Source organism: Nocardia sp. CDC519 (genome assembly GCF_059509835.1).
In genome coordinates this window covers 1,626,054-1,639,339 of sequence record NZ_CM183377.1, presented here as the reverse complement: position 1 = coordinate 1,639,339, position 13,286 = coordinate 1,626,054, and the positions used below count along the sequence as shown (strand labels likewise).

General features: G+C 68.1%; 8 protein-coding genes. 4 read left to right on the top strand and 4 right to left on the bottom strand.

From position 1 onward, the window contains the following. Positions 1–391 precede the first annotated feature (391 nt). The gene (locus tag AC5W7N_RS07380) at positions 392–1,702 is read right to left on the bottom strand and encodes a phthiocerol/phthiodiolone dimycocerosyl transferase family protein (RefSeq protein WP_195020142.1); all 1,311 of its coding nucleotides are present in this window, start codon (positions 1,700–1,702) and stop codon (positions 392–394) included. A gap of 130 nt (positions 1,703–1,832) precedes the next feature. Here AC5W7N_RS07380 and AC5W7N_RS07375 point away from each other — a divergent pair, with 130 nt between their 5' ends. After that, positions 1,833–2,399, top strand: a complete 567-nt coding sequence (locus AC5W7N_RS07375) for a TetR/AcrR family transcriptional regulator (protein ID WP_195020143.1) — start codon at positions 1,833–1,835, stop codon at positions 2,397–2,399. Between the two features lie 59 nt (positions 2,400–2,458). Here the strand turns inward: AC5W7N_RS07375 and metE are convergent, their stop codons facing one another. The 3 genes from metE to aceA all read right to left on the bottom strand — a co-directional run bounded on the left by metE (position 2,459) and on the right by aceA (position 7,535). Further along, positions 2,459–4,798, bottom strand: a complete 2,340-nt coding sequence (gene metE / locus AC5W7N_RS07370) for a 5-methyltetrahydropteroyltriglutamate--homocysteine S-methyltransferase (protein ID WP_195020144.1) — start codon at positions 4,796–4,798, stop codon at positions 2,459–2,461. Between the two features lie 373 nt (positions 4,799–5,171). Continuing rightward, positions 5,172–6,044 (bottom strand): 3-hydroxybutyryl-CoA dehydrogenase, encoded by an 873-nt coding sequence (locus AC5W7N_RS07365; RefSeq protein WP_163810321.1) that lies wholly within the window; start codon positions 6,042–6,044, stop codon positions 5,172–5,174. A gap of 201 nt (positions 6,045–6,245) precedes the next feature. Next, on the bottom strand, positions 6,246–7,535 hold the full coding sequence (gene aceA / locus AC5W7N_RS07360; protein ID WP_163810323.1) for an isocitrate lyase: 1,290 nt from the start codon (positions 7,533–7,535) through the stop codon (positions 6,246–6,248). A 718-nt stretch (positions 7,536–8,253) separates the two neighbouring features. Between aceA and AC5W7N_RS07355 the strand changes: the two genes are divergently transcribed. The 3 genes from AC5W7N_RS07355 (at position 8,254) to AC5W7N_RS07345 (ending at position 13,276) form a co-directional block, all read left to right on the top strand. Next, entirely contained in the window at positions 8,254–9,393 is a 1,140-nt protein-coding gene (locus AC5W7N_RS07355) for an alpha/beta hydrolase family protein (protein ID WP_195020145.1), read from the top strand. A 155-nt stretch (positions 9,394–9,548) separates the two neighbouring features. Then, positions 9,549–11,843, top strand: coding sequence for an esterase-like activity of phytase family protein (locus AC5W7N_RS07350; protein ID WP_490724425.1), 2,295 nt, complete (start codon positions 9,549–9,551; stop codon positions 11,841–11,843). Positions 11,844–12,253: 410 nt separating this feature from the next. Further along, a complete protein-coding gene (locus tag AC5W7N_RS07345) occupies positions 12,254–13,276 on the top strand; it encodes an XdhC family protein (protein WP_163810329.1) in 1,023 nt (340 codons plus the stop codon). The last annotated feature ends 10 nt before the right edge of the window (positions 13,277–13,286 follow it).

Genomic DNA, 13,286 nt, shown 5'->3' with positions numbered 1-13,286 from the left:
ACCGCAGCGTCGCGCAGGACTCGAATCCTCACCCGATGGTGGCAGCGCCGCGATGACCGGCGCGAAAGCTGAACATCCACGACGGAGTTGGGAACCTGCGCGAAAGATCAGCGCACGGAACCTCCGCAACCCTACCGCATCCGCACCGTCTCCGTTGGCGGCCGACGCCGCCCGGCCGGACCGCTCATCGACGCGGCCGCCAGATCACTGGTCACAGCCGTGATCTCGGCGGCCTCGCCCCGACTGGGAGCTACGTCACACCTGCCGCTGCGGCCTGTCGGCCATCATCTGTCGTCCGGGGCGCGCCTCGATCGGCTCGCCCCACTCAGGTGCGCACCTCGTCCGGTGATCGCCGACGCCGAAGCCAGGGGGCCGGGCACCGCGCCGGACGTCATCCCAGACCGGCCCGCACCGCGACGGCGATTCCGCGCAGCGTCGCCTCCAGGGCATCGCGCACCCTGCGCTGACGCGTGCGGCTGTAGCGCGCGGTATCGAATTCGACCTGCACGGTCATCCGGTCGCCGACGGTGAAGACGGTCAGCTTCGGCGATATGTCCGGCGCCATAGCGAAGATGTCATCGCGGACCAAGACGAGCCCGTTCGGCAGCGAATGCGCAGGCAAGCGACCGATATTGGAGATGGTGAAGCTCGGCGGGGTCGACAGCACGGCCGCCATCACCGGATCGTCACCGACCCGCCGCGCGGCCAGCAGCACCATGGCCGCTTCCCGTCGTTCGAGGGCGTCACGGACACCGGCGTCGACCCGGCGGCTCAGCTCGACCGGACTGGCATCGTCGTCCACGAATACCGGCGTCCCGATGCCGGAGGCGAAGTTGACCAGCACGGTGTCGGGCAACGGTGGACTCACCCGGGAGCGCATATCGGCCGCGTGCCCGCAGTTCAGCAGCAGCGGCCCCGGCGCATCGAACTGCTCGCGCACCGCGACCAGCGCGGCGCCGGTGAACAGACTGTTGACCGAAACACCGTGCGCGCGGGCGGCCGCGATGAGCGCGGCGGTCTCGTCCGGTGTCGATTCGATGCGCACCATAGCGAATCGGCCACCGGGGTCGGCATTTCCGTCGTACGGAAACGCGGCAGGCGCCGAGCCCGGCAGGGCGGCCGCGACCTGCGCCCGGACCTGCGCCACCCACTCCGACACGGCGGCCTCGCCCACCAGCTCGGCCATGCGATGGTCGAGCGCCTGCGGAATCCGCTGGTCGGTCGCCGCGCTCGGGATCGGCGCGCCCGTCACGTGCGCGGTATAGTGCCGCCACAGCTGATCCAGCAGCGCGAAAGCCGATCTGCCGTCGGCGATTCCGTGATGGATGCCGAGCACGAGCTGGACCCGGTCGCCGTCGCGCAGGAGCTGGGCCCGCAACAGCCCGCTCGACCAGTCCACCGGAACGTTGACCAGCCGGAAGTATTCGGCCTCGGCTCCGGCGCGCACCTCGAGCCGAGGCCGCCAATCGTCGTCGACCACGAAGTGCTGGACGCCTGCCGCGTCGAGGACCACCTGGCTGCGCAGCAGCGGATGCGCGGCGACGACCTCATCCAGCGCCAGCCGCAGTAGTTCCTCGTCCACTCGGCCGCGCACGGTGGAGCCGATATAGAGCGGCATGCCCGCGGTGCGGACGCTGCCGACGCGGGCGTCGGGGGTGAAGTAGGCGCTCTCGAAGGGCGATAGCGGACGGTGCTCGGTCATCGGACTCTCGTTTCCCTGCGTCGGTTCGGCCTGCACCGCCGAACATACAGGCGTTTCAAACATTTGTCACAGACGTATGTTTGAAACATCCGTCACGAACAGGCGTCAGCCGGCTTGCTATGGTGCCGAGGTGGGAACTCGCGAGGATCTACTCGACGCGGCCAAGGCGTGCCTGGCCGAACGTGGCTACGCGCGCACGACGGTGCGCGATATCGTCGCCGCATCCGGCACCAACCTGGCCGCCATCAACTACCACTTCGGCACCCGCGACGCGCTGCTGCATCAGGCGATGCGGGAATCCAGCGGTGCGGCGGTCCAGCAGATCCTCGACTCGCTGGCCGCCGACGATCCCAGCGACCCGGCAGGCAGGCTCGAGACCTTCCTGCGCCGGCTGATCGACTCGTTCGGCGCGAATCCCGGCCTCTGGTCGGCCAGCATGGAAGGGCTGGCGCAGGCCATGCACGCGCCCGAGCTGCGCGCCGAGATCGGCGCCGCACAGGACGAGGCGCGACGTGGACTGGCACAGTTCGGCGGCCCCGGCGGCGACGATGCCGTCGGCGCCGTCCTGCACACCCTGATCAGCGGCCTGCTGGTGCAGTGGGTGATCGACCCCGCTCACACGCCCGGCCCCGAGCAGCTCAGCGCAGGCCTGCGCGCCCTCACCGACCGGCTCTCCCCCAACGCCACGCCCGAATAGTCCACCGACGACAAGAGCCGCCTCCCCGCGAACGGGAAAGCGGCCCTTGTGGATTCGAGCTATTCGGCTGGCGCGCCGGCTTCGGCTTCCGCCGCGGCGGCCGCTTCCGCACGCCGCCGCACCCGGCGCGCCGCCGCGACCATGTTCCGCAGCGACGGCTCCAACTGCCAGTAGTGCCTGGTCTTCAATCCGCCGTCCGGGTTCGCCCACAGCCGCTGCGGCGTGACGGCTTCGGCTGCGGCGGTGAGCAATTCATCCAGCTCATCGATATCGGGGATGCGCGCCGAACGACTTTCGTACACACCGGGGCCGACGCCGTGGCTGAGGCCCTGGCCGGAGGCGCAATCTTCCTTGAGCGCGTTGAGCACCCATTCGATGGAACGGGTGGCCACGATCGCGGTGACGTCGGCGTCGAGCTGTTCGATCGCCTCCACCACCTCGGCGCGCCCGGAATAGCCGATGTGCGTGTGGATCTGGGTTTCCGGTTTGACGCCCGAGGTGGCCAGCCGGAACGCACCGACCGCCCAGCGCAGGTACTCCTTACGCCCCTCCGGTCGCGGCGGCAGCAGTTCCCGGATGGCGGGCTCGTCGACCTGGATGATCGAGATACCCGCCTTCTCCAGATCCACCACCTCATCGCGGATCGCCAGAGCCACCTGGTCGGCGGTCTCGTACAGCGGCTGGTCCTGACGCACGAACGAGCGCGCGATCATGGTGACCGGGCCGGTGACCATGCCTTTGACCGGTTTGTCGGTCAGCGACTGCGCGTAGCTGATCCACTCCACCGACATCGGCTTCGGGCGGGAGACGTCGCCGTAGATGATCGGCGGCCGCACACACCGTGAGCCGTAGACCTGCACCCAGCCGAAATGCGTGGTGGCGAAGCCGTCGAGCAGTTCGGCGAAGTACTGGATCATGTCGTTGCGCTCGTGCTCACCGTGCACGAGCACATCGAGGCCGATATCTTCCTGCAACCGGACGGTCGCCTCGATCTCGGCTTCGATCCGCTTGCGGTATTCGTCGTAGGACAGCCGGCCTTCGCCCAGGTCGTAGCGGGCCTGGCGGATCTTGGCGGTCTGCGGGAAGGATCCGAGCGTGGTCGCGGGCACCAGCGGCAGGTTCAGCTTCGCCTGCTGGGCGGCGCGGCGCTCGGCATACGGCTCACGTTCGCGCATCTCCGGGGTGATCGCATAGACCCGCTGGCGCACGGCGTGCTTCTGTTTGAAGTGCACCTCGGTCGGGCGCTTGCGCCATTTGTCCGACGGGCCCTCGGTGAGCGCCTTGGCCAGCGAAACGACTTCGCCCACCTTCTGTTTCGCGAAGGCGAGCCGATCGGCGACATTGCCCTCGATGTCGTATTCGGCGAGCACGTCGTAGGGCACGTGCAGCAGGGTGGTTCCGGTGGAGACCACCAGGTCGGGGCAGACCTTGGCCAGCTCGTTGAGGTATTCCAGGGTGACGTAACGGTCCGCGCGCCAGACGTTCTGGCCGCTGATCACGCCCGCGTAGAGGCGCTTGCGGCGGATGCCGGGAATCTTGGCCAGATCCTCCGGGCGCATCCGGTAAGAAGCCAGATCCAGTCCGATGGCCTCGACATTGGTGCGCGCCAGAATGGTCAGCGCCTCACCGAAATCGCCGTACTGACCGGTGACCAGGATGCGCGGACGCAGCGGCGCCTTGGTCAGCCGCTCATAGGCCCGCTCGAAGGCGGCCAGCTCGGCCTCGGACCGTTCGCTGGTGAAGCACGGCTCGTCCAGCTGCACGCAGGTGGAGCCGCGCTTGGCCAGGATCTCGAACAGCTGCTCGTACACCGGCAGCAGCTTGTCCAGCAGCGACAGGGTGTCGAAACCGCCGGACTCGCCGGGGATGTGCCCGGCCTTCGACAGCAGCAGCAGCGACAACGGGCCGAGCACCACCGGCCGCAGCTCGATGCCGCGGGCCATGGCGCGATCCCATTCGTCCAGCAGCGCCTCGGGGTGCAGGGAGAACTCGGTGGTCTCGTCCAGCTCGGGCTGACGATAGTGATAGTTGGTGCCGAAGAACCGCACCAATTCCAGCGGCGGCAGATCCGGGCGGCCACGCGCCATCAGGAAGTAGAAGTCGAGCGGATCCATCCCCTCCTGCAAGTCCCGGAACCGGGCGGGCACCGCACCGAACAGCAGCGCGTTGTCGAGGATGTGGTCGTAGAAGGAGAAGGTATTGCCAGGCACCTGGGTCAACCCGGTGGCGGCCAGCTCGTCGAACTGGCGCTCCTGGATATCGCGCCCGACCTCGAGCAGCTCATCGCGGGTGATGCCGCCGTGCCAGTACGCCTCGAGCGCGCGCTTGAGTTCCCGGTGCGGCCCGATCCGCGGATATCCGAGGACGCTCGACCCGAAACCATCGGTGACGTTGACCATGACGGGGACACTCCCTTTCGATCACCTGCGCGACATCCACCAGCGGAGATGGGTGCCGCAGAACGCTGCGCTCGGCGCCGACCGATCCAACGGCCGACTGTTGAGCAGCTTATGCCCGGCAGCGGCGGCAGCTACCGGATACCCGGCGAAGTACGTCTATCGGGCCACTACGCTCGCCGCCGGTGGCGTCATGCCAGGCAATCCGACGAACCCGACCCAACGAGACAACTGATCTCGTGCGGGCCGGGTAACTCGCCGGGTACGCCCAAAATTAGTTCGGCACCCAACCGCCGGCACGGATGCCCAAACCCCATCGGCACACCGCCGCCCGCAAAATACGCGGAGAGGCGGAACTGCGAGGCGGAACTGCCAGCTACTTGCTGTTGTATTGGTAGAACCCCGCGCCGGTCTTCTTGCCGAGCAGTCCGGCCTCCACCATGCGCATCAGCAGCGGCGGCGCCGAGTACAGCGGCTCCTTGAATTCGGCGTACATCGAGTCGGCGATGGACTTGACGGTGTCGAGGCCGACGAGGTCGGTCAGCGCCAGCGGGCCCATCGGGTGGGCGCAGCCGAGCACCATGGCCTTGTCGACGTCTTCCTTGGTGGCGAAGCCGGACTCGACCATGCGGATGGCCGAGAGCAGGTACGGCACCAGCAGCGCGTTGACCACGAAACCGGAGCGGTCGGCCGAACGCACGACCTGCTTGCCCAGCACCTCACCGGCGAAGGCCTCGGCGCGCGCGGACACCGAATCGCTGGTCTTCAGCGTGGTGACCAGCTCGACCAGCGGCAGCACCGGCACCGGGTTGAAGAAGTGCATGCCGACGACCCGCTCGGGGTTGTTGGTGGCGACGGCGATCTTCATGATCGGGATGGAGGAGGTGTTGGAGGCCAGCACCGCGGCGGGATCGGTGACAACCTTGTCCAGCTCGGAGAAGATGGCGGTCTTGACCTTCTCGTCCTCGAGCACGGCCTCGACGACCAGCTGGCGATCGGCGAAATCGCCCAGGTCGGAGGTGAAACGCAGGCGCCAGGCGGCCTGCTCGCGCTCGCGTTCGGTGATCTTGCCGCTGCTCACGCCGCGATCCAGCGAGCGCAGGATGCGCGCGCGACCGGCGGCGGCCAGCTCCCGGGTCTGCTCGTAGACCAGCACGTCGACGTGCGCGCGTGCACACACCTCCGCGATTCCGGCACCCATCTGTCCGGCGCCGATGACACCGACACGTTGAATCTTTTCGCTGCTCACGTCCAGCTCCTGGGGTAGGTCTTGGCTGTCGGGGTTGTCGGCGCCCGGTGGTGACCGGCACCTTCAGTTGATCAAGTTATAGGGATGCCCTCCCGCCCGGGGCTGTTCGGGCGGGAGGGCGGTACACCCCTACCGGGGTAGAGGACTCGCTATGGAGTTGGCCTCACGGCGCCACCCGGGGGTGACGCCGTCAGACGCCGATCAGTGGAACTGACCCTCTTCGGTGGAGCCCTTCAGGGCGGCCGTCGAGGTGTTGGGGTCGACGGTGGTGGCGATGCTGTCGAAGTAGCCGGCACCGACCTCACGCTGGTGCTTGATGGCGGTGAAGCCACGCTCGGCGGCAGCCTTGAACTCGCGCTCCTGCAGGTCGACGAAGGCGGTCATGCCCTCGCGAGCGTAGCCGTGGGCCAGGTCGAACATGCCGTAGTTGAGCGAGTGGAAGCCGGCCAGGGTGATGAACTGGAACTTGAAGCCCATCGCGCCGAGCTCCTTCTGGAACTTCGCGATGGTCGCGTCGTCCAGGTGCGCCTTCCAGTTGAAGGACGGGGAGCAGTTGTAGGCCAGCAGCTGGTCCGGGAACTCCGCCTTGACGGCCTCGGCGAACTTCTTCGCGACCTCGAGGTCCGGCACGCCGGTCTCCATCCAGATCAGGTCGGAGTACGGGGCGTAGGCCTTGGCACGCGCGATGCAGGGCTCGATGCCGTTCTTCACACCGAAGAAGCCCTCGGAGGTGCGGGTGCCGTCCAGGAACTCACGGTCGCGCTCGTCGACGTCGGAGGTGATCAGGGTGGCCGCCTCGGCGTCGGTGCGGGCGATGATCACGGTGGGCACGCCGGCGACGTCGGCGGCCAGGCGAGCCGAGGTCAGGGTGCGGATGTGCTGCTGGGTCGGGATCAGCACCTTGCCACCGAGGTGGCCGCACTTCTTCTCCGAGGCGAGCTGGTCTTCCCAGTGCGAACCGGCGACGCCGGCCGCGATCATGGCCTTCTGGAGCTCGTAGACGTTGAGCGCGCCACCGAAACCGGCCTCACCGTCGGCGACGATCGGGGCCAGCCAGTTCTCGACCGAGGTGTCGCCCTCGACCTTGGCGATCTCGTCGGCGCGCAGCAGCGCGTTGTTGATGCGGCGCACGACCTGGGGCACCGAGTTGGCCGGGTACAGCGACTGGTCCGGGTAGGTGTGGCCGGACAGGTTCGCGTCACCGGCGACCTGCCAACCGGACAGGTAGATGGCCTTCAGGCCGGCGCGGACCTGCTGCACGGCCTGGTTACCGGTGAGGGCGCCGAGCGAGTTGATGTAGTCCTCGTTGTTGACGAGATCCCAGAGGATCTCCGAGCCGCGGCGAGCGAGCGTGTGCTCCTCGACGACGGTGCCCTGCAGCTTGACGACCTGCTCGGCCGTGTAGTTGCGGGTGATGCCCTTCCAGCGGGGGTTGGTGTCCCAATCCTGCTGGATTTCGGCAGCGGTCTTCGGGGTGCCGACAGTCGACATCTGTGACTCCACTTCCTCGTTCGGTCGGTGCCGCACCGTTCGTGCTCCGCTGAGGGAGGTTTCGCTCGAACTGCTGGAGCGGCAATTTGCAGGCTTGCTAGGCCCAAGGGGTGTACTTCCACACGATGGCACATCCAGAAATAGCCGTCTACCTGTTGGTACTGTGAATCTCAGCTAGGTTTCACCCGTCGTTTGCTAACTCTGCGAAATTTGCGGGCTAATTGCAAGCGTGAAATCTACTCGCGAGTAGCGCTGACATGCGGTTTTAGCGTAACGCTCGTACTGTTTGGGATCAGAGGGTGGTGCGGCACCCCGCGCGGCCGACGCGCCGGGTTGTGAGCACACTCACAGAGCTCGCGGCCGGGCCATTGTGCGACCCGTCACGCGCGGACACGCGAAGCCGCCCGGACCGGTTACCGAGCGACCACTCGTCCCACTCGCCGGAATCATCCGGCCGCATCCGCGACACGACGGCACGGCACGCCGAACCACATGGGAACCGGAACCTGCGCCGATGACCGCGGGCGATCGGCGACGCCGAGCGACCGAGCCAGCCCAATCGCTACCTGCACCGACGCGGGCCGGGCAGGATTGCGAGCGACCGATCGGGCAGACTCGACACCAGTCGTCTCCCGGACGAGCGTCCAGTTACATCGACGGCTCACGCGACGAGTCGCAGTGCGGCAGGCACAGTCGCAGTGCGTCAGACAGGAGCACCATGCGGACCACCAGCATCACCGCCGCCATCGTGACCAGCTGCGCCGCCGCGGCATTGTTGCTGCCCAGCGCGCACGCGGCGCCCGCCGAGACCGGCGTGGTCGACTCGATCCAGCCGCTCTCCCCGGCGGCGACCCTGCCCGGCTCGGTGAATTCGGTCCGCATCACCTACTCGTCCACCGGCGCGGGCGATGTCCCCATGCAGACCAGCGCCGCGGTCTACTTCCCGCCGGGGCAGGCACCCGAGGGCGGCTGGCCGGTGATCGCGTGGGCGCACGGCACCGTCGGCCTCGGTGACGACTGCGCCTACAGCATCGCCGGGCCCGGTGCGGTGGAACGGGACTGGGCCTATCTGGGTACCTGGCTGGATCAGGGCTACGCCATCGTCGCCGCCGACTACGCAGGTCTGGGCGGGCCCGGTGAGCATCCGTATCTGAACGGCGTGGTCGAGGCCCACAATGTGGTCGACGCGGTGAAGGCGGCGACGCGCCGATTCGACACGCTGTCGAACAAGTGGGTGGTGGTCGGGCAGTCACAGGGCGGCGGCGCCGCGGTGTTCACCGCGCGCTACGCCACCGAGTTCGGTGGCGGGGAACTGGATTATCGCGGCGCGGTCGGCACCGGCGTGCCCGCCTACATCGAGGACATCCTGCTGCCCCTCGGCCCGGGCATGCCGCCGATCGAGCTGAGCTCGCACACCACCGCGTACGTGCTCTACATCCTCAACGGCCTGCGCACGACCTATCCCGAGCTCGACATCGAGTCCTTCCTGACCGATGCCGGTCGCGCCTGGCTCGCGCGCGCCCGGCAGGCCTGCATCGTGGCCTTCGGCGACGAACTGAGCGCGAACAATGTCGTCGTCGGTGATCTGTTCGCCCGCCCGCTCAACCAGATTCCGAACCTGCACGGCCTGCTGCGCGGCTACATGGGCCTGCCCGAATCCGGCTACGACAAGCCGCTGTTCCTCGGCCAGGGCCTGCGCGACACCGACGTCATCACCCCGCAGACGCTGCACTTCGCCGCGACCCTTGCCGCCGCGGGCGAGCCGGTCACCCTGCACACCTATCCGACCGGCCACGACGGCGCCGTCAACGATTCGCTGCCCGACTCGCTGCCGTTCGTGCGCGACCTGTTCGCCTGACGCGGCGCGGAACCCGGCCGGATCCACGGCCCGGCTAACTCCGCGCAGCATTCATCCTCCGGTCACCACGACGTCATTCGGCTGGGTAACGATCGCCGGAATTCTCGCCGCGGCGAGAAGGCGTGTCGAGCAGGAAGGGGCCGATGGTGGCCAGGATGAGACGGCCGTGGTTGATCGCCACGGTGGCAACGGTTTCGGTGGCGGTTCTCGCCTGCGGAACCGATGACGGTGACGCGGGCCCGCCCGCAGCAGACGGCTGGCAACGCGACGCCGCGACCAGTTACCACCGGCTGGCCACCTATCCGGTCTTCCGCAATCTGCCCGCGGGCACCGCGCCGGATGCCAGCACCGTCGCGGAGATCTCGGCGGTCACCGAGGACGGCGAGACGCTGATCTACACCGACGCGCCGGGCAAGCGCATCGGCTTCCTCGACCTCAGCGATCCGGCCGCGCCCGCAGGGGCGGGCTCGATCTCGCTCGAACAGCTCGGCCATGCCGACGATCAGCCCACCTCGGTGGCGGTGGCAGGCGATTACGTGCTGGTCGTGATCGACAGCAGCGGAGGCGATTTCGCGCATCCCTCGGGCCGGGTGGATATCGTCCGGATCAGCGACCGCACCAAGGTGCACAGCATCGATCTCGGCGGCCAGCCCGACTCCATCGCGGTGAGCAAAGACGGCACCCGCGCGGCCATCGCCATCGAGAACCAGCGCGACGAGAAGTTCACCCCCGAGGGCGGCGAGGAAGGTGATCTTCCCCAGCCGCCCACCGGTTTCGTGCAGATCCTCGACCTGGCCGGCGAGCCGAACCAGTGGTCGGCGCGGCCGGTGCGCATCGACGAGAACGCCGCCCGCGACGCCGGTCTGGATACACCGCAGGACCTGGAGCCCGAGTACGTGAGCATGAACTCGCGCGGCGAAGTGGCGGTGACGCTGCAGGAGAACAACGGCATCGCCATCATCGACGCCGCGAGCGCGACCGTCCGGAAGGTGTTCTCGGCGGGCAAGGTCGGCGTCGAGGGCATCGACACCACCGAGGACGGCGCCATCGACCAGTCCGGATCGATCACCGATGTCGCGCGCGAGCCCGACGCCGTCGGCTGGATCGGCGACGGCCACATCGCGGTGGCCAACGAAGGTGATTGGAAGGGCGGCAGCCGTGGCTGGACCGTCTTCGACGCCGCCACCGGCGAGGTGGTGTGGGATGCGGGCAATACCTTCGAGCAGTTGACCGTGCGCACCGGGCTGCACGCCGAGGGCCGCGCGGAGAAGAAGGGACCGGAACCGGAGGGCCTCGCCGTCACCGAACTGGACGGAAAGCCGGTCGTGCTGGTCGGTTCCGAGCGCAGCAACTTCGTCGCGGTCTACGACGTCGCCGACCCGGCCGCGCCACGATTCCGGCAGATCCTCGCGACGAATGTGGGGCCGGAGGGGATCCTGCCGATCCCGTCGCGCAATCTGCTCGCGGTGTCGTCGGAGGAAGACGATGCGGACAAGGGCCTGCGCGGCGCGGTGACGATCTTCGGCTACGGCGGCGAATTCGCCGGCAGGGGTGTGCCGCAGTTCCCGTCCGTCGTCTCCGCCGACGGCGCGAACGGCGCACCGATCGGCTGGGGCGCGCTCGGTGCGCTGAGTGCCGATCCGGCCGCCGCCGACCGCCTCTACACCGCCACCGACTCGGCGTACGGCCCGTCCCGGATCCTCGGCCTCGACGTATCGACCGAACCCGCCGTCCTCGATACCGAGCTGCCGATCACCGAGAACGGCGCCCCGGTGAGCCTGGATATCGAAGGCCTCGCCGCGCGCGCCGACGGTGGCTTCTATCTCGCGGTGGAGGGCGCGGACGGGCCGGGCAACGCCCTGGTTCAGGTGACCCGGAACGGGGTCGTCGAACGGCGTATCGCTCTGCCCGGCGAGATCAGCGCAGGACTCGGCAAGTACGGGCTGGAGGGCGTGGCCGTCCAGGGCTCGGGCGCCGAGGAAACCGTCTGGGTGGTGTTGCAACGCGAACTGAAGTCCGATCCGAAGGGCCTGACGCGGATCGGCAGGTACGCACCGGCGTCGGGCGAATGGCAGTGGTACGGCTACCAACTCGACACCACCTCGACCGACGGCGATTGGATCGGCGTCTCGGAGATCGCGGTCGACGGCGATTCGCTGCTGCTGCTCGAACGGGACAAGCTCAGCGGTCCCGCCGCCGCGGTGAAGGCCGTCTACCGGGTCGCGATTCCCGGTGCGCCGGGTGTCGTGGGCGCCGCGGCGCCCACGGTGCTGCCCAAGACCCGCGCGCACGATCTGCTGCCGGAGCTGTCGGCCACCAACGGCTGGGTGCAGGAGAAGGTGGAGGGGATGGCGATCGCCGGGAACGGCGCGCTGTATGTCGTCACCGATAACGACGGCGTCGATGACGCCACGGGTGAGACCGTCTTGATCCGGGTCGAGCTTTCCTGAGATCCGCACCGGCGGGCGGCGTCGATTCGTTTCCGGTGCCGCCCGCCGCACTGTGGCGCGAACCACTTCCCGCTGATGGTCGTAGTGTGGCGAATACCACTCTCGGCCGATCATTCATTCAGGCTTGAATTCATCGGGCGCACCGTAACGCTTTGCATGGTCTGAAAACGCTGTGACCAGGCGGCTGACCCGTTGATATGTCTCGCATTTCACAGCCCGCGCGACATTTCTTGGTGACCGGCCACAAGCCTTGGCGTGACGTTCACACGAGCGCTACCCAAGATTGCGGCAGGCACACCTATTTGTACTCCCGGGACGATATGGTGTGCGTCACGTGCGCCGGATTCGGCGACGGGCGTCGTCCGGTGAACGCCCGCGCGACCGGTGCACGGGTGGATCGGAGTTGTGTGATGCGGGACATCGTCGACGACCTGTTGCGGGTGTGGCACTCGGGCCGGACGGGCGGATTGGCGACCATTGTGCGCACCAATGGTGCGACCGATCTACCCGTGGGCGCGGCCATGCTGGTCGACCCCGACGGCGGTGTCTTCGGCTCGATCACCGCCGGCGGCATCGAAGAGGCCGCCTATGAGGCCACCGCGACCTCGGCCCGCACCGGACAGCGCGGCATGCACCGGCTCAGCGTCACCAATTCGCTCGACCCCGGCCGCGACGACGGCGTGATCGACGTATTCACCGAGCCGTTCTCGCGCGATCACTTCCCGGAGTTCCCGACGGTCGCCGCCGAAATCGCCGCGCATCGCCGGGTCACCGTTTTCACCGTGGTGTGGAATCCGGAGCCGGAGGTGATCGGCCAGCACCTGATCACCGACAAACGGCACAACACCGAACTGGTCTCGCTGCCGCAGTCCGATATCTTCGTCTCCTCGTTCGCCCCGCCGCCGCGGCTGATCATCTTCGGCGCCAATTCCTTCGCCGCGGCATTGTCGACCCAAGGGCAACTGCTCGGTTATCGAATCACCATCTGCGATACCCGGCCCAATTTCGCTACCCCGGAATCTTTTCCCGGCGCCGAAGTGGTGGTGGACTGGCCGCACCGATACCTCAATACGCTCTCGGCCGCCGGTGAGATCGACGCCGACACCGGCATCATCGTGGTCGCCCAGGATCCGAAATTCGAGATCCCACTGCTCACCGTCGCGTTGCGGCTGCCCGAGGTCGGGTACCTGGCCGCACTCGGTTCACCCTCGGTGCACGCCCGCCGCGTGGACGATCTGCGCGCGGGCGGTTTCGACGACGCACTGCTCGCGCGCCTGCACTCCCCCGCCGGCCTGAGCATCGGCGCCCGCACCCCGGCCGAAACCGCCGTCGCCATCGCCGCCGAACTGCTGGCCGCTCGGGCCGGACGCGCGGCCGGGCGCACCGGCGAACGCAGGCAATCGGTCGGCACACTCGCCCAGCGCGCGATCTGAGCCACGATGA

What these genes read in the sequence shown, in the direction of transcription:
- aceA (WP_163810323.1), bottom strand. Translation starts at nt 7,535, where the DNA reads ATGTCGACTGTCGGCACCCCGAAGACCGCTGCCGAAATCCAGCAGGAT.
- AC5W7N_RS07380 (WP_195020142.1), bottom strand. Translation starts at nt 1,702, where the DNA reads ATGACCGAGCACCGTCCGCTATCGCCCTTCGAGAGCGCCTACTTCACC.
- metE (WP_195020144.1), bottom strand. Translation starts at nt 4,798, where the DNA reads ATGGTCAACGTCACCGATGGTTTCGGGTCGAGCGTCCTCGGATATCCG.
- AC5W7N_RS07355 (WP_195020145.1), top strand. Translation starts at nt 8,254, where the DNA reads ATGCGGACCACCAGCATCACCGCCGCCATCGTGACCAGCTGCGCCGCC.
- AC5W7N_RS07350 (WP_490724425.1), top strand. Translation starts at nt 9,549, where the DNA reads ATGAGACGGCCGTGGTTGATCGCCACGGTGGCAACGGTTTCGGTGGCG.
- AC5W7N_RS07345 (WP_163810329.1), top strand. Translation starts at nt 12,254, where the DNA reads ATGCGGGACATCGTCGACGACCTGTTGCGGGTGTGGCACTCGGGCCGG.